Origin of the sequence: Cupriavidus sp. KK10, assembly GCF_018223725.1 — a bacterium.
GTDB classification, from domain to species: Bacteria; Pseudomonadota; Gammaproteobacteria; order Burkholderiales; family Burkholderiaceae; genus Cupriavidus; species Cupriavidus necator.
The window spans coordinates 6,247,745-6,264,625 of sequence record NZ_CP073677.1 but is presented as its reverse complement, the minus strand read 5'-3'; the positions used below and the strand labels follow the sequence as shown (position 1 = coordinate 6,264,625).

Sequence of the window (16,881 nt, the reverse complement as noted above, 5' to 3'; positions counted from 1 at the left end):
GCTTACGCGGCCAGGCGCGCTTTCGCTTCTTCGAGCGTGCGCGGGACCGGCGTCGGCTCCAGGCCGATCATCCGGGCGACGTTGTTGCCGAGGTAGTCCTCCAGCGTGTCTTCATCCAGGTTCAGGCCCTGGGGCGGCTCGAAGCACAGCACTTCCAGCAGGCGCAGCCACATGCCGGGCTCGTTGGGCGGGGTGTCGGAACCGAACAGGATCTTGTGCCTGGGCAGCACCTTGGCGAACTCGACGATGCGCGACTGCAGGCACCAGCCCGATTCGCAGTACACGTTGGGCATGTCCATGGCCATCTGGAACGGCTCGAAGCAATACACGCCGCCGGTCTGCACGCCGAAGTGGGCCATGATGAAGTTCACCGTCGGGAACTCCTTCATCATCGGCACCCATTCGGTCGGGATGCTGTAGGGGCCGTCGCCGGTATGCAGCTTTACCAGCACGCCCAGCTCGGCGCATTTCTTCAGCGCCGGGCGCAGCCAGTCGAGGGCGCGGTCCGGGCGGTAGGCATGCATGTTGGCCTGGAACTGGACCATCTTGAAGCCCAGCTTCCTGACGTAGTGCTCCATGGCGTTGACGCCGTTCTCGACGCCGCAGCGCGGGTTGTAGACGAAGCAGCCGATAAAGCGCTCCGGGTACTTCTTCACCATCTCCGCGGTGTAGGCCATGTACGCGTCAATGGACTCGCTGCCCGACTTCACGCCGTCGGTGTAGGTGTAGATGGTATTGCCCTGCGGGGGCTGGATAAAGGCTTTGTCGATGCGGCGCGGCTTGCCGTTGATGGTGAACGGGCCGTCCATCATCTGGATCAGGCGCTCGCCGGTGAATGGGTCGCCGTCGTGGCGCCAGGCCAGGTCCACCAGGTTGGTCGGATAACAGCTGGTGTCGATGATCATGGGAGATCCCCTAACAATGACTAGGTTGGACACGCATGCGGCGGGCGTGCGCGAACAACGCCGCGGGGCCGGCCTTGCATGCTGCTATCGGGAGTCTTTGTCAGGGGAGCTGTTGGACCACTGCGCCACCGACGAAACACTCCGTCAGTGAGCAATCTCCAGTTGAACCTCGCGGCATTGCACCGCTGCTGTCCAATCGACCGCTTCTACCCACGCGCTCTTTATACATAGCGCCTCAGCGTTGCGTCAAGCGCATCATGTGTTGCGCCGCACGAACAACGGGCGCATGGGCATTCCAAACCATGGTACCAATCCGCTACATTGCATAAACCACAGCGGCAGGCCCGCCGCTGCAGGGCGGGGACAACATGGGCCGATTGCTTTTCAACGGGGTTTACGACAAGGAAGGGGGAAATCATGCACGGCAAATATGCAGCCATGGCGGGGGCCATGCTGTCTGTTGCGCTGTCAATGGCGCTGGGCGGCTGCGGCGGGGACGGGGACGCGACGGAGATGGCGTCGCCGGCCGCAGCAACGGCAACGGAAGCCACAAAGTACGGCACCACGGCTACCACTGTCACCAGCACAACCACGCGCTGGATGCCCGCGATCACCGACACCTGGCAGATCCAGCTCACCGGCAAGCTCAATACCAGCTACCCGGTCGTGATGTACAACTTCGACCTGTTCGACACGCCGCAGGCCACCATCGACGCGCTGCACGCCAAGGGCCAGCGCGTGGTCTGCTATTTCTCGGCCGGCAGCGCGGAAGACTGGCGTCCAGACTACAGCCAGTTCACCGCGAGCGATCTGGGCAGCCCGCTGTCAGGCTGGGCCGGCGAGCGCTGGGTGGATACGCGCTCGGCCAACGTGCGCCGGATCATGCAGGCGCGCATGAACCTGGCCGTGTCCAAGCGCTGCGATGGCGTGGATGCGGACAATGTCGACGGCTATACCAACAGCACGGGTCTGCCGCTGACGGCCGACACGCAGCTGGACTACAACCGCTTCCTGGCGACCGAGGCGCATGCGCGCGGCCTTGCCATCGGCCTGAAAAATGATATCGACCAGGTCGGGCAGCTGGCGGCGGACTTTGATTTCGCCGTCAACGAGCAGTGTTTCCAGTACCAGGAGTGCGGCGCCTATTCGGCGTTCACCGGCCAGGGCAAGGCGGTCTTCAACATTGAGTACAAGTCGAGGTACAAGACCGTGTCCCAGCGCAATGCGCTGTGTGCCGCGGCCAGGGCAGCGAACCTGCGCACGCTGGTGATGCCGGCCAACCTGGACGGCAGCTCGCGCTACGCCTGCGACTGAGTAATTGCCGGGGCGGGGGCGGCCGCCGTCCCCGCCTTGTCCAGTTCGCGCCACGCCAGCCACAGGCGGGTGTCGAATTCCAGCTGGTGGTAGCGCGGCTCCATGTGTTCACAGAGCCGGTAGAAGGCCTTGTCGTGATCGCTCTGCTTCAGGTGGGCGAGCTCGTGCACGACGATCATGCGCAGGAATTCCGGCGGCGCCTCTTTGAATAGCGACGCCACGCGGATTTCCTTCTTTGCCTTGAGCTTGCCGCCCTGCACGCGCGAGATCGCGGTGTGCAGGCCCAGCGCACGCTGGGCCGAATCGAGGCGCGCATCGAAGCCGACCTTGTGCAGCGGCGGCGCGCTGCGCAGATACTCCTGCTTGATGTCCGTGGTGTACTCGTACAGCGCGCGGTCGGTCTGCACGGTATGGCGCCCGGGGTAGCGCCGGGCGATATGGTCCCCGAGCCGGCCGGCGGCGATCAGCTCGCGCACCTGCTCCAGCACGCCGGGCGGGTAGCCGCCCAGGAAGCGCGTCGGGTCCTTGCCGGCGGGGCGCCAGATTTCACTCACGGCAGTGGCCTGCTCAGTGGTGGTGGTGATGGTGGTGCATCCAGCTGTTGTCCAGCGAGTTGACGAAGGACTCGACTGCGTCCTTGTCGCCGGTGGCGTGGCGCATCATCTCGCCGCACTTGCAGAAGCCCTGGTACGGGGTGATGTGCGAGCAGGCCGACGTCTTCTGCAGGTACAGCGTGACGGGTTTGGTGCACTTCTTGCACTTGAACTTCAGGGTCAGGGCGGGTTTGCTCATGGCGATGGCTCGGGAAATCGGCGAAAAATCGAACCTGTCATTGTACCGGCCAGGGCGGAATCGAGCAGGAGCGCCTCAGCGCGCCGCGCCTGCCTGATACACTCCCGCCATTCCCGAACAACCCTCCAACACGCACCCATGGCACAGTACGTTTTCACCATGAACCGCGTGGGCAAGATCGTCCCGCCCAAGCGTCACATCCTGAAGGACATCTCGCTGTCGTTCTTCCCCGGCGCCAAGATCGGCGTGCTGGGCCTGAACGGCTCGGGAAAGTCCACGGTACTCAAGATCATGGCCGGCCTCGACAAGGAAATCGAGGGCGAAGCCACGCCGATGCCCAACCTGAACATCGGCTACCTGCCGCAGGAACCGCAGCTCAACCCCGAGCAGACCGTGCGCGAGTCGGTGGAAGAGGCGCTGGGCGGCGTGTTCGAGGCGCGCAAGAAGCTTGACGAGATCTACGCGGCCTATGCCGAGCCGGACGCCGACTTCGACGCGCTGGCCGCCGACCAGGCCAAGTACGAAGCCATCCTGGCCGCCAGCGATGGCAACAACGTCGAACTGCAGCTGGAAATCGCCGCCGACGCGCTGCGCCTGCCGCCGTGGGACGCCAGGATCGAGCATCTCTCCGGCGGTGAAAAGCGCCGCGTGGCGCTGTGCCGCCTCTTGCTGTCGCGCCCCGACATGCTGCTGCTGGACGAGCCGACCAACCACCTGGATGCGGAATCGGTGGAATGGCTGGAACAATTCCTGACGCGCTTCCCGGGCACCGTGGTGGCCGTGACCCACGACCGCTACTTCCTCGACAACGCTGCCGAATGGATCCTGGAACTGGACCGCGGCCAGGGCATTCCCTGGAAGGGCAACTACAGCTCGTGGCTGGACCAGAAGGAAGCGCGCCTGAAGCAGGAAGAGGCGAGCGAATCGGCCCGCCAGAAGGCGCTGCACAAGGAACTGGAGTGGGTGCGCCAGAACCCGAAGGGCCGCCAGGCCAAGTCCAAGGCACGTCTGGCCCGCTTTGACGAGCTCAACAGCCAGGACTACCAGAAGCGCAACGAAACCCAGGAAATCTTCATCCCGGTGGGTGAGCGCCTGGGCAACGAGGTGATCGAGTTCGAAGGCGTGAGCAAGGGCTACGGCGACCGCCTGCTGATCGACAACCTCAGCTTCAAGGTGCCGCCGGGCGCCATCGTCGGCATCATCGGCCCGAACGGCGCCGGCAAGTCGACCTTCTTCCGCATGCTGACCGGCAAGGAACAGCCCGACAGCGGCGAGATCAAGATCGGGCCGACCGTGAAGATGGCCTTTGTCGACCAGAGCCGCGACGCGCTCGACGGCACCAAGACCGTGTTCGAAGAGATCTCGGGCGGCTCCGACATCCTGACGGTGGGCAGGTACGAAACGCCGTCGCGCGCCTATATAGGCCGCTTCAACTTCAAGGGTGGCGACCAGCAGAAGCAGGTCGGCACGCTGTCGGGCGGCGAACGCGGCCGCCTGCACATGGCCAAGACCCTGATCGCCGGCGGCAATGTGCTGCTGCTGGATGAGCCGTCCAACGACCTTGACGTGGAAACGCTGCGGGCGCTGGAAGACGCGCTGCTGGAATTCGCGGGCTGCGTGATGGTGATCTCGCACGATCGCTGGTTCCTGGACCGGATTGCTACGCATATCCTGGCGTTCGAGGGGGACTCGCATGTGGAGTTCTTCCCGGGCAACTACCAGGAATATGAGGCGGACAAGAAGCGGCGGCTGGGTGAGGAAGGGGCCAAGCCCAAGCGGATTCGGTATAAGCCGATTGTGCGGTGAGCGTTGTGTAGCGGAGTTAATTCGTCGTTCGCGCTTTCGTGCAAACGACAAATCACAGACTTTGCACAAAAGGCATTCAGTGCGATGGACTTGCAAGGAAAGCAGCACTGACCGTCGCCAAAACAAAAAGCCCCGCTCAATTTGAGTCGGGGCTTTTTGCTGCACCATGCCTGCGACTATTCTTCGGCCTTCTACGGCAATCTCTTAGCCCGCTTTCACCAGCCTCACCCGCGTAATCTCCGACGGCGCCCCAAACCGCTTCGGCGGCCCCCAATACCCGGTGCCACGGCTGATATAAATCCACAGCGAGCCATGCCGCACCAGTCCGGCGGTGTATGGCTGCTGCATCGGCACGAACAGGTTCCACGGCCAGAACTGGCCGCCGTGGGTATGGCCGGACAACTGCAGGTCGAAACCTGCTTCCGCCGCGGCGGCAGCGGTGCGTGGCTGGTGGGCCAGCAGCACGCGCGCGCCGGCGTGTGCCGGGGCGCCGGCGATGGCGCGGTGCGGGTCGCTGCGGTGGCTTTCGTGGAAGCGGCCGGCGGAGTAGTCGGTCACGCCGCCGAGTACCAGCGCGTCGCCGTCGTGCTGCAGCACCACGTGTTCGTTCATCAGCACGCGCACGCCCAGGCGGCGCAGCTCAATGATCCACGGTTCCGCGCCGGAGTAGTACTCATGGTTGCCGGTGACGAAGTAGGTGCCGTGGCGCGCCTGCAGCCGGGCCAGCGGCGCGGTGTGGGCGGACAGTTCGCGCACGGTGCCGTCGACCAGGTCGCCGGTGATGGCGACGGCGTCGGCCTGCAGGCTGTTGACGCGGTCGACGATGCGGTCGAGGTAGGGCCGCTTGATGGTGGGCCCGACATGGATATCGCTGATCTGGGCGATGGTGAAACCGTGCAGGGCGTCAGGCAGGCCGGCCACGGGCACGTCGACTTCGACCACGCGTGCCAGCCGGCGGGCATTGATATAGCCGGCCAGCGTGACCAGCAGCGCCAGCAGCGGCACCGCCGCGGCACTGCCCGCGGACAGGCCGGGCGCGTGCCAGCCGAGGAGCCGTTCCGCCGGCCAGGCGGCGGCCAGTGCCACGTCGCGTACCAGCGTCAGCACCAGCAGGGATGAGAAGAATCCCATTGCCAGCATGCCGATCCACGAAACCAGGTCCGACCAGGGCTGGCTGACGCGCCGCGCCAGCAGCCCGGCCGGCAGCAGGGCGCAGGACAGGGCCAGCCAGGCGACGGCCAATGCCTTGACCGCCATCGGCACCGGCATCGCCGGCAGCAGGCGCAGCCCGATATAGCCGTGCAGCAGGGCTGTCACGAGGGCGGCGGTCAGGATGGTGGTGCGTGGAGGCATGAGGGCGGGGCCAGGGGGGAGTCTTTCAAGATGAGGCCGCGGGGGGCGGCTTCAAGGGGCGATGGGGTGGCATCAGGCCAAGCAAGATGCACACCCGCCTCGCCTGCGCGTGTCGCAACGGCGCGTCGCGGCTTGACATGGCGGCGCGCCGCCCCGACTCCTTCTTGTACGAAGGCCGCTGTCGAGGCCGGCTGATCTGTCTTTTTTCTGGCAGATCCTGAATGTTTTCAAATCAGATTGTTCGCCTTTGCGGCCTAATTTAGATTCGCGGGATGGGCCGCCTGTTGTGCAGCATCGTGCCCGCGGTGCCGGCCCGCCGGCGCAGGCAGCTTCCTCCCGGAGAAACCCATGTCTTTTCGCCTGAAGCAGACCAGCGCCCTGATCGCCGCGGCGTGGCTTGCATTCGCCCCGCTCAGCCCGCAGGCCGCCACGCCGTCCAGGCCAACCGCGGCTGCCCTGAGTTGGCCGCGCAATTTTGACGCCGCCACCGATCATGTGGAGCTGTACCAGCCCCAGATCGAGACCTGGGACGGCAACCGGCTGTCCGGGCGCGCGGCGGTGGCGGTGGGCGAGAAATCGGGTTCGCCGACCTACGGTGTGGTGCATTTCTCGGCCACCGGCGATATCGACAAGCCCTCCGGGCTGGTGCAGCTGACCCGGATCACGGTGGACAGCGTCGAAGTCCCGACCCGGCCCGACGCCGCCGACCGGGTGCGCCAGGCGCTGGTGTCGCGCCTGCCGGCCAACGGGCTGACGGTGCCGCTGGACCAGCTGCAGGCCAGCTACGCGGTATCGCAGCAACTGGCCAAGGCTGGCCGCGTGGCGGTGCGCAACGACGTGCCCCAGATCCTTTTTGCCACCACGCCGACACTGCTGGTGCTGGTCGACGGCGAGCCGGCCTGGCGCGCCGTGCCGGGCACGCAGTACGAACGGGCGCTGAACAGCCGCGCGCTGCTGCTGCGCGAATCCGGTGGCGAGCTGCACCTGAAGGCGGCCGGCTACTGGTATCGCTCCGAATCGGCCGGCGGCGCCTGGGAAGTGATGACGACCGTGCCCAAGGCGCTGGAGAGCGCGGCCACCAAGGCGGCGGCCGGCATGAAGCCCGATTCGATGCTGCCGGCCGACGGCAAGCGGCCGGCCAGGGCGCCGGCGATTCTCTTTGCCACGCAGCCGACCGAGCTGGTCATGACCAGCGGCGCGCCGCAGATGACGCCGGTCAGCGGCGTCGGCCTGCTGACGATGTCAAACGCCGACCATGCGGTCTTTGTCGATCCGGCCGCCAACCAGTATTACGTGCTGGTCTCGGGCCGCTGGTTCCGCGCGCCGATGCTGACCGGGCCGTGGGAGTACGTGCCCGGCAGCCAGCTGCCGGCAGACTTCGCCAGAATCCCGGCGACCGACCCCAAGGCCAATGTGCTGGTCTCGGTGCCCGGCACGCCGCAGGCACGTGAGGCCGAGATCGCCGCGGCCATCCCGCAGACCGCCACGGTGTCGCGCAGCAAGGCCAGCCTGGCGGTGGAGTATGACGGCGCGCCGCGCTTCACGCCGATCACCGGCACTTCGCTCAGCTACGCGGTCAACAGCGGCACCCCGGTGATCGAGGTCGACAGCAGCCACTACTACGCGGTCGCCAACGGCGTCTGGTTCACGGCGCCGGCGCCGTCCGGCCCGTGGCATGTGGCCACCGAGGTGCCGTCGGCGATCTACACCATCCCGCCGACTTCGCCGGTCTACTACGTGACCTACGTGCGCATCTACTCGGTCGCGCCGGAGACCGTGGTGGTGGGCTACACCCCTGGCTATATGGGCGTGGTGGTCAGCGCCGACGGCACGGTCGTGTACGGCACCGGCTATGTCTATCCGCCCTATGTGGGCGCGGTCTACTACGGCTACCCGGCCACCTATGGCTACGGCGCCGGCTTTGGCATCGGCATGGCCGAGGGCTTTGCCTTCGGCTTCGCCGCGGGCGCGTTCTGGGGGGCGGCGTCGCCGTACTGGGGCCCTTATTGGTGGGGCGGGGCGTACAACTGGAACTACGTCAACGTGAACCAGGCCAATTTCTACGGCCGCTGGGGCCAGGGCACCGTGACCCACGCCCAGGGCTGGAACGCCTGGACCGGCACCGAATGGCGCGGCACCGCCGGCGCCGGCTACAACCCGGCCACCGGGGCGCGCTACCAGGGCAGCCGCGGTGCGGCGTTCAATCCCTATTCCGGCAACTATGCGGCGGGCCGCCAGGGCTCGTTCGCCAATCCGTCGACCGGGCGCGAGGGCGCGGCGCGCGGCGGCGTGGCCGGCAACACCTACACCGGCAACTATGCCGCCGGCCGCCAGGCGGCGGGCTACAACGCGCAGACCGGCCGCGTCGGCGCGGCCGAAGCGGGCATTGCCGGCAATACGCAGACCGGCCAGCACACTGCCGGCAGCCGTGGTTTTGTCGCCAATCCGGACAAGAACAATGCGGTGGTGTGGAACAACGGCAACGTGTATGCCGGCCACGACGGCTCGGTGTACCAGCACACCGACGACGGCTGGCAGAAGCACACCCCCAGCGGCTGGCAGCCGGTGCAGTCCGGCAACGACGCCACCACACGCCTGGAGCAGCAGCGCCAGGCGCGCGAGGTAGGCCAGCAGCGCTTCCAGGGCACGGCCCAGCAATGGCAGGGGCGCGGCGGTGGTGGCGGCTTTGGCGGCTTTGGCGGCCGTGCCGGTGGTTTCCGCGGCGGCGACTTCCATGGCGGCTTCCGCCGCTGAGCCAGGGCCCTGGCAGCCCGCGCGGGCAACTGCGCGGGTGCGGGCGAAAGCAAGTCGAAAGCAGTAAAGACGCCTACAAAAGAATTGAATTGGCGCCCGCAGGGCCGAGCCTTACCCTGCCGGTAAAGAGGCGAGTGCGGCCACCGGTCCGGCACGACGGAAGGTCGCCGGCGTGCGCGCGCGGCAATCGCGTGCATAACCATGGCGGGAGAGGGATCCGTGAACACTGCTTTCCATTGGCGCGGCGCGCTCTGGCTGGTCTGCGCGATGACGCTGGCCGCCTGCGGCAAGGACAAACCGGCGCCCAGTGCACCGCCCGCGGCCGAGGTTGGCACGATGACGGTGGCGCTGCGCGATGTGCCGATCGTCTATGACTTCGTCGGCCAGACCCAGAGCTCGCAGCAGGTAGAGATCCGCGCGCGCGTCAATGGCTTCCTGGACCGGCGCGTCTATACCGAGGGCGCGGTGGTCAAGGCCGGCGAGACCATGTTCCTGATGGATCCCAAGCCGTTCGCCGCGGCGCTGGATGCGGCCAACGCCGAAATGGCGCAGCAGGTGGCGCGGCTCAAGACCGCCAATGCCGACCTGGCGCGGGTGCGCCCGCTGGCCGAGCGCAATGCGCTGAGCCAGCGCGACCTGGACGACGCCGTTGGCAAGCAGCAGGCCGCCGCGGCCGCGGTGGAGGGGGCCCGGGCCAATGTCACTAATGCCAGGCTGAACCTGGGCTATACCACGATCAAGTCACCGGTCACCGGCGTGTCGAGCTTTGCCAAGAAGCAGGCCGGCAGCTATATCGATCCGTCGAACAGCCTGCTGACCTACGTGGCCAAGCTCGACCCGATGTGGGTCAACTTCAGCCTGTCCGAGAACGAGGTGCTGTTGTCACGCTCGGAGCAGGAATCCGGCGCGCTCAAGTTCCCGCCCAAGGGCGCCTTTGACGTGGTGATCGTGATGGCCGATGGCAGCCAGTTCCCGCATCACGGCAAGATCACCTTTGCCGATGCCTCGTTCAGTGCCGAGACCGGCACCTATATGATCCGCGCCGAGGTTGCCAACCCGGATGGCACGCTGCGCCCCGGCCAGTTCGTGCGCGTGAAGCTGCATGGCGCCGAGCGCACCAAGGCCGTGGCGGTGCCGCAGGAAGCCGTCATCCAGGGCCCGCGCGGGCAGATGGTGTGGGTGGTCGGCGCGGACAACAAGGCCCAGCAGCGCGTGGTCGACGTGGGCCAGTGGACCGGTGACAACTGGGTTATCCGCTCCGGCCTGAAGGCCGGCGAGCGCGTGGTCGTCAGCGGCGGGCTGCGGCTGACGCCCGACGCGCCGGTCAAGGCCGTCGAGGCTGTTCCCGGACAGAAGCCCGCGGCAGGTGCGGCCGCCGCCAGCGCGCCAGGTGCGCCAGGCGCGTCATCGCCCGCCCAGGCCAGGGGCACGGAGAGCGCAGGGAGCAAGCCATGAAGCTTGCCCACTTCTTTATCGACCGGCCCATCTTTGCGTCGGTTCTGTCGATCATCATCGTGGTGGGTGGCCTGGTCGCGCTGACCAAACTGCCGATTGCCCAGTTCCCGGACGTCACGCCGCCGTCGATCACGGTGACGACTCGATACCCCGGAGCCAGCGCGGAAGTGGTCGCGCAGAACGTCGCGGCGCCGATCGAGCAGCAGGTCAACGGCGCGGACCGGATGATGTACATGAACTCGACGAGTTCCTCGACGGGTGACCTGACCTTGACGGTGTATTTCGAGATCGGAACCGATCCGCAACTGGCGCAGGTAGACGTGCAGAACCGCGTCAACCTGGCGCTGCCGACCCTGCCTGAAGCGGTCACGGCCCAGGGCGTTTCCGTGCAGAAGCGCTCGTCCGCGTTCATGATGGTGATCGCCATCTTCTCGCCGGACAACAGCTACGACCAGACCTTTGTCGGCAACTACGCCAACATCTATGTGCTGGATGCGCTCAAGCGCATTCCCGGCGCCAACCAGTCGGCGATCTTCGGCAATCCGGACTACGCCATGCGGATCTGGCTGCGGCCGGACCGGATGGCGTCGCTGGGCATTACCACGGAAGACGTCAAGAACGCTGTCAGCGCGCAGAACCAACAGTTCTCCGCCGGCCGTATCGGGCAGTCGCCGACCACGGGCACAGTCCTGCAGACGTTCCCGATTGCGACCAAGGGCCAGATGACCGAGCCCGCCGAGTTCGAGAACATGATCCTGCGCGCGCAGTCGGGCGACGCCGCGCTGGTGCGGCTCAAGGACATCGGCAGGGCCGAGCTAGGCATCAAGGACTATTCGCTGCGCAGCCGCTACAAGGGCAAGACCGCCACGCTGCTGGCGGTCTACCAGCAGCCGGGCGCCAATGCGCTGGACGTGGCCAAGCAGGTGCGCAGCACGCTGGCGGAACTGAAGAAGTCGTTCCCGCCGGGGCTGGAATATGAGGTCGCGCTCGACACCACCGAGTTTGTGAACGAATCGATCAACGAGGTGGTGCACACGCTGCGCGATGCGGTGATCCTCGTGATTCTGGTCGTCTACCTGTTCCTGCAGAGCCTGCGCGCAACCATCGTGCCGATCCTTGCCGTGCCGGTGTCGATCATCGGCGCCTTCGTCGGCATGAGCATGTTCGGCTTCTCGGTCAACATGCTGACCTTGTTCGGGATGGTGCTGGCCATCGGCATTGTGGTTGACGACGCGATCGTGGTGATCGAGAACGTCGAGCGCAACATGGTGGAGTTCAAGCTGCCGCCAAAGGAGGCGGCCAAGCGTGCCATGGACGAGGTGAGCGGCCCCGTGGTTGCGATCGTGCTGGTGCTGCTGGCGGTATTCATCCCGGTGGCGTTCCTGTCCGGCATTACCGGCCAGCTCTACAAGCAGTTTGCCGTCACCATCGCGGTGTCGGTGGTGCTGTCCGGGGTGGTGGCACTGACACTGTCCCCGGCGCTTGCGGCAATCCTGCTCAAGCCCGGCGAGCACAAGAAGAACCGCTTCTTCCAGTGGTTCAACAATTCGTTCGATCGCATGATCCAGGGGTACGACAAGTCGCTGCAGCTCGTGATCAGGCGGACGGTGATCTCCATCGTCATCATCCTTGTCATGATCGGGGTGAGCGTGCTGATGTTCGTGCGGATACCGTCGTCGTTCCTGCCGGTGGAGGACCAGGGCTATCTGTTCGGTGCCGTGGTGATGCCGGATGCGGCCAGCCTGGACCGCACCGGCAATCTCTCCTCCCGTGCCGAGGCCTGGTACGCCAAGCAGCCCGGCGTCAGCTCGGTGGCGTCCGTGGACGGGTACAGCCTGATCGATTCGCAGAACAAGGCCAATGCTTCCACCTTGTTCATCACGCTGAAGGGCTTCCATGACCGCAAGGAGGGCGAGAGCGCGGCGGATCTGATCGTCAAGGCGAAGAAGGAGTTTGCGAGCTACCAGGACGGTGTGACCATTCCGATCAACCCGCCCTCGATCCCGGGCCTGGGAACGACCGGTGGTTTTGAGTTCTGGCTCCAGAGCACGGCGGACGGCACCTACCAGCAACTGGAGGAGCGGGTGCATGCCTTTATCGCCAAGGCGCGGCAGCGGCCAGAGCTGACCGGGATCAATTCCACCATCAACACGCGCTCGCGCCAGTTGCTGGTGGAGGTGGATCGCGAACGCTCCGAAACCCAGGGCGTGCCCGTCGAGCAGGTCTATTCCGCGCTGCAGACCATGTTCGGTTCGCTCTTCGTCAGCCAGTTCCCGAAGAACAGCCGGCTGTTCCAGGTGATCCTGCAGGCCGAGGCCGACTACCGCTCGCGTCCGGAGGATCTCGACAAGGTCTACGTGCGCAACCGCAACGGCGAAATGGTGCCGATCAAGGCGGTGACGACATCCCGGTATGTCCCGGGCGCCGATATCATGACCCGCTTCAACAATTTCCCGGCCGCCAAGATCATGGGCGATGCCGCGCCAGGCTACAGCTCTGGCCAGGCGCTTGCGGCCATGGAGGACGTGGCGCGGGAAGTGCTTGGCCAGGGCTACAGTTTTGCCTGGAGCGGACAGGCGTACGAGGAGAAGACCGCCGGATCGACGGCAGCGATGGTCTTTGCCTTTGCCTTGCTGATGGTGTTCCTGATCCTCGCGGCGCAGTACGAAAAATGGTCGCTGCCGTTCGGTGTCCTGCTGGCGGTACCGTTCGCGCTGTTCGGTGCACTGGTTGCCATCCTGTTGCGCGGCATGCAGAACGACGTCTACTTCCAGATCGGGCTGACGGTGCTGATTGCGCTGGCGGCGAAGAATGCCATCCTGATCTTCGAGTTCGCGGTGGAAATCCGGCACAAGGAAGGCCTCAGTGCCTACGATGCCGCCTTGCATGCGGCCAAGCTGCGCCTGCGCCCGATCATCATGACCTCGCTCGCCTTTATCCTCGGCTGCGTGCCGCTGGCGATCGCAAGCGGCGCGTCGGCGGCCAGCCGACAGTCGCTGGGCACCGGCGTGATCGGCGGGATGCTCGGCGCCACGGTGATTGCGCTGTTCTTCATCCCGATGTTCTTCTGGGGGCTGGAGGTGATGTCCGAGCGCAAGCCGAAGCCCAAGGCCGGGGCCGCGCCCACCACGCCACCGGCCGGAGAACCGTCATGAGCGCGCGCCACCAGCTGGCCGGTGCCTGCCTGGCCGCGGCGCTGGGCGGCTGCGCCATCGGCCCCAACTACGAGCGCCCGGCCACGCCCGAGCCGGCCGAGTACCGCATCGACACCGGCGTGCTGTCCGTTGCCGCGGACAGCGCCTGGTGGGACAGCTTCGACGACCCGGTGCTGAACACGCTGGTCGAGACGGCGCTGCGCAACAGCTACGACGTGCGCATTGCCGCGGCCCGCATCGATGAGTTCCGCGGCCAGCTGATGGTGGTGCGCTCGGGATTCTTCCCCCAGGTGAACCTGTCGGCGGCGGCCACGCGCCAGCGCGCCGGCACCTTCAACGGCACGCCGTTCGCGTCGCTCGATGGCCCGCGCAATTCCTACCAGCTGCTCGCCAATGCCAGCTGGGAGATCGACCTGTGGGGCCGCATCCGGCGCCAGGCGGAGTCCGCCGAGGCCAGCCTGTGGAACGCCGAGTACGCGCGCCGTGGCGTGGTGCTGTCACTGGCGGCATCGGTGGTGCAGGGCTATGCCACGCTGCGCGGGCTGGACGCGCAGCTGGAGATCGCGCAGCAGACGCTGAAGGCGCGCGGGGCTGGGCTGGATATCTTCCGGCAGCGCTATGAGGGCGGGGTCATCTCACAGGTTGAGCTGTCGCAGGCAGAGAACGATTTCTATGTGACCGAGGCGACGATCCCGGTGCTGCGCAGCGGCATCGCGCAGACCGAGAACGCGCTGTCGGTGCTGCTGGGCCGCGAGCCGGGGCCGATCGAGCGCGGCAAGCCGGTCAATGAACTGCAGCCGCCGCCGGTGGGTGCGGACCTGCCAGCCGCGCTGCTGTCGCGCCGGCCGGACGTGCTGCAGGCCGAGCAGTCCGCCATTGCCGCCAACGCGCAGCTGGGCGCGGCACAGGCTCTCTACTTGCCGGCCGTCAACCTGAGTGGCCTGTTCGGCGCCATCGCCAGCTCGCCGGCGGGGCTGTGGCACAGCGCCTCTCAGGTATGGGGCTTCGGCGCGGGGCTGACCCAGCCGATCTTCCAGGGCGGCGCCATCCGCGGCCAGGTGCAGACTGCATCGGCACAGCGCGAGCAGGCCATGCTGGCCTACCAGGGCACCGTGCTGGCGGCGCTGGCCGACGTCAACAGTGCCCTTTCCAACGGCATCGAGACACGCAACCGCCTGGTGAGCCTGCGCCAGCAGGAGAAGAGCCTGGTGGTCTATGCCGACCAGTCGAGCGCGCGCTACGAAGGCGGCTATTCCAGCTACCTGGAGGTGACCACGGCGCAGGAGAAGCTGTTCGCCGCGCAGCTGTCGGCGGTGCAGGGGCAGGTGGACGTGCTGACCGGCACTGCGGCGTTGTACAAGTCGCTCGGCGGCGGCTGGCCGTCGGTGCCGCAGGATGTGCGCGATGCGGGGATGCAGGGGGATGCGAAGGTGTTGAGGCGGTAGCAGGGGCGGCTGGCGCCTGCCAGCCGCATGGCACTTACCGCGCCGACCATTCCCCTTGCCGCACCCCCAGTGCCGTGACCACGCCATAGGCCGTAATCCCCAGCGCCACCCCCAGGAAGTGTCCGTCCAGCCCCATCCCGAACACGTTGGCCAGCAGCCAGCCGCCGCCTACCGCCAGCGCGATCCGGCACAGCCCCGCGGCCACCGGCCAGCGCATGCGGCCTGCGCCCATCGAGGCAAAGTACAGCGCCATCCCCAGGCCGAAGCCGCCGAAGGCCGGCCCTACCCATGACAGGGCGCGCGCGGCGATGGCGATCACTTCGGCGTCATGGGTGAACAGGCTGGCAAAGCGCACCGGCGCCAGGCCCACGGCAATGCCGGCGGTGCCGGCGATGACCAGCGCCAGGAACGCGCCGACCCATGCCGTGCGGCGCGCGGTATGCCAGTCGCCTGCGCCCACGGCGCGGCCGACCAGCGCGGTCAGCGCCGAGCCCACGCCAAAGGCCAGCGGGATCATCAGGAATTCCAGCCGCGCCGAGATGCCATAGGCCGCCACTGCCGCGGTGCCGTGGTGGCGCAGTTGCGCGGTGACCAGGATGGTGGTCAGGTTGGCCACCGAGGCCAGCGCGCATGCCACCAGCCCCACCGACAGGATGCGCGCGAACAACTCCCACGACGGCCGTACCCGCAGCACCGGCACGAAGCCAGCGCCGCCGCGCGCCACCACGATCGCCATGGCCAGCGCCGCGGCCCACGACACCGCCGCCAGCGCGGCGCCGATGCCGGCCAGCCCCATGCCGGCGGGCTCGGCCAGCAGCCACGACAGCACCGGGAAGGCGATCCACATCAGCGCCAGCACGCGTGCGGCCAGCGCATGGCGGCCGCCGCCGCGCAGCACCGAGGCCAGCGTATTGGCCAGCCACGCCGGAATCGCGCCGGCACCGAACAGCCAGATCGCATAGTTGGCAGCGGCCTCCGCCGCCGTGGCGCCGGCCACCGCGCCCAGCACGCCGCGCGGGAAGCCCGCCAGCACCACCGCAAAGGCCAGTCCGGCGGTCACTGCGATCAGCAGCGCGTGCATCACCAGCGATGACGCTTCCTCGCGCTTGTTGGCGCCGAGCGCGCGGGCGATGGCCGCGACCACGCCGCCGCCCATGGCCCCGGTCGACATCTGCTGCAGCAGCAGCGCAAACGGCAGCACCACCGCCCAGCCGGCCAGCGCCGCCGTGCCCTGGCGCGCGGCCAGCCAGGTTTCGATCAGCTGGGCCGAGGCCTGCAGCACGGCGATCAGCGCGGTCGGCCCGGCCAGCTTGCCGATGCGGCGCGCAATTTCAGTGGCCGGCACCGCCTCGGCGGGCAGGGCGCCCGCAGGCAATGCGCGCGTGTCAGTCATGGCGGGCCTCCCCTTGCTCGCCAGCGGTCTCGGCCTCCCCAAAGCGCTGCCGCAGGAAGCGGCCGGCGCCCGGGCCGGGCAAGACGCGCACGTCGTCCAGCGTGATCGCGCTGCCGTCGGCGCGCGCCAGCGCCGGCTCGGCAATCTCGGCGCCGGTGCGGCGGTCCTGCAGCAGCGTCAGCGGACCTTTTTCATCGATCATCCAGCGGTCGGCCCAGGCCTTGAGCGCGACATAGGCCGGGAAGAAGTCGCGACCCTTGTCGGTCAGCTGGTAGACGTGGCGAGCGCCGCCCTCGGGCGTGACGCGGGCCAGCAGCCCGTGCGCCACCAGCGTCTTCAGGCGCGCGCTGAGGATGTTGGGGGCGATGCCAAGGTTGCGTTCGAACTCGTCGAAGCGCGTGCTGCCGTAGAAGGCCTCGCGCAGCACAAGGATGGCCCAACGTTCGCCCAGCACGGCCATGGAGCGGGCCACGGGGCAGGGCATCGAGGTGAAATCGGTAGGGGGCATG

The 16,881-nt window shown here is 67.2% G+C and carries 12 protein-coding genes; 6 read left to right on the top strand and 6 right to left on the bottom strand.

Translation table 11 applies throughout. The features are described from left to right. Nucleotides 1–2: 2 nt before the first annotated feature. A complete protein-coding gene (locus tag KB879_RS29135) occupies nucleotides 3–905 on the bottom strand; it encodes an amidohydrolase family protein (protein ID WP_153955448.1) in 903 nt (300 codons plus the stop codon). A 417-nt stretch (nucleotides 906–1,322) separates the two neighbouring features. Here KB879_RS29135 and KB879_RS29130 point away from each other — a divergent pair, with 417 nt between their 5' ends. Continuing rightward, nucleotides 1,323–2,219 carry an endo alpha-1,4 polygalactosaminidase gene (locus KB879_RS29130; RefSeq protein WP_013958155.1) on the top strand — a complete coding sequence of 299 codons (897 nt, stop codon included), beginning with the start codon at nucleotides 1,323–1,325 and terminating at the stop codon, nucleotides 2,217–2,219. Here the strand turns inward: KB879_RS29130 and KB879_RS29125 are convergent. Beyond that, nucleotides 2,204–2,773 carry a M48 family metallopeptidase gene (locus KB879_RS29125; RefSeq protein ID WP_211980352.1) on the bottom strand — a complete coding sequence of 190 codons (570 nt, stop codon included), beginning with the start codon at nucleotides 2,771–2,773 and terminating at the stop codon, nucleotides 2,204–2,206. The genes KB879_RS29130 and KB879_RS29125 overlap by 16 nt on opposite strands. Before the next feature lie 13 nt (nucleotides 2,774–2,786). Further along, a complete protein-coding gene (locus tag KB879_RS29120; RefSeq protein WP_010812270.1) occupies nucleotides 2,787–3,011 on the bottom strand; it encodes a hypothetical protein in 225 nt (74 codons plus the stop codon). 138 nt (nucleotides 3,012–3,149) lie between these two features. Here KB879_RS29120 and ettA point away from each other — a divergent pair, with 138 nt between their 5' ends. Further along, nucleotides 3,150–4,817 carry an energy-dependent translational throttle protein EttA gene (ettA, locus tag KB879_RS29115; RefSeq protein ID WP_013958153.1) on the top strand — a complete coding sequence of 556 codons (1,668 nt, stop codon included), beginning with the start codon at nucleotides 3,150–3,152 and terminating at the stop codon, nucleotides 4,815–4,817. A gap of 204 nt (nucleotides 4,818–5,021) precedes the next feature. Here ettA and KB879_RS29110 read toward each other — a convergent pair whose 3' ends face one another. Beyond that, entirely contained in the window at nucleotides 5,022–6,170 is a 1,149-nt protein-coding gene (locus tag KB879_RS29110; protein WP_013958152.1) for a metallophosphoesterase, read from the bottom strand. Between the two features lie 348 nt (nucleotides 6,171–6,518). Here KB879_RS29110 and KB879_RS29105 point away from each other — a divergent pair, with 348 nt between their 5' ends. From KB879_RS29105 to KB879_RS29090, 4 genes are all read left to right on the top strand, one after another. Next, the gene (locus KB879_RS29105) at nucleotides 6,519–8,924 is read left to right on the top strand and encodes a carbohydrate-binding family V/XII (protein ID WP_211980351.1); all 2,406 of its coding nucleotides are present in this window, start codon (nucleotides 6,519–6,521) and stop codon (nucleotides 8,922–8,924) included. A 219-nt stretch (nucleotides 8,925–9,143) separates the two neighbouring features. After that, the gene (locus KB879_RS29100) at nucleotides 9,144–10,379 is read left to right on the top strand and encodes an efflux RND transporter periplasmic adaptor subunit (protein WP_211980350.1); all 1,236 of its coding nucleotides are present in this window, start codon (nucleotides 9,144–9,146) and stop codon (nucleotides 10,377–10,379) included. Next, nucleotides 10,376–13,534 carry an efflux RND transporter permease subunit gene (locus KB879_RS29095; RefSeq protein WP_153955451.1) on the top strand — a complete coding sequence of 1,053 codons (3,159 nt, stop codon included), beginning with the start codon at nucleotides 10,376–10,378 and terminating at the stop codon, nucleotides 13,532–13,534. Before KB879_RS29100 ends, KB879_RS29095 begins: the two co-directional genes overlap by 4 nt. Next, nucleotides 13,531–14,979 carry an efflux transporter outer membrane subunit gene (locus KB879_RS29090; RefSeq protein ID WP_211980349.1) on the top strand — a complete coding sequence of 483 codons (1,449 nt, stop codon included), beginning with the start codon at nucleotides 13,531–13,533 and terminating at the stop codon, nucleotides 14,977–14,979. The genes KB879_RS29095 and KB879_RS29090 overlap by 4 nt, the downstream gene beginning before the upstream one ends. Before the next feature lie 34 nt (nucleotides 14,980–15,013). Here the strand turns inward: KB879_RS29090 and KB879_RS29085 are convergent, their stop codons facing one another. Beyond that, nucleotides 15,014–16,372: an MATE family efflux transporter gene (locus KB879_RS29085; protein WP_153955453.1), complete on the bottom strand. Its 1,359-nt coding sequence runs from the start codon at nucleotides 16,370–16,372 to the stop codon at nucleotides 15,014–15,016. Next, nucleotides 16,365–16,880, bottom strand: a complete 516-nt coding sequence (locus tag KB879_RS29080) for a helix-turn-helix domain-containing protein (protein WP_013958146.1) — start codon at nucleotides 16,878–16,880, stop codon at nucleotides 16,365–16,367. The genes KB879_RS29085 and KB879_RS29080 overlap by 8 nt, the downstream gene beginning before the upstream one ends. Between the last annotated feature and the right edge of the window lies 1 nt (nucleotide 16,881).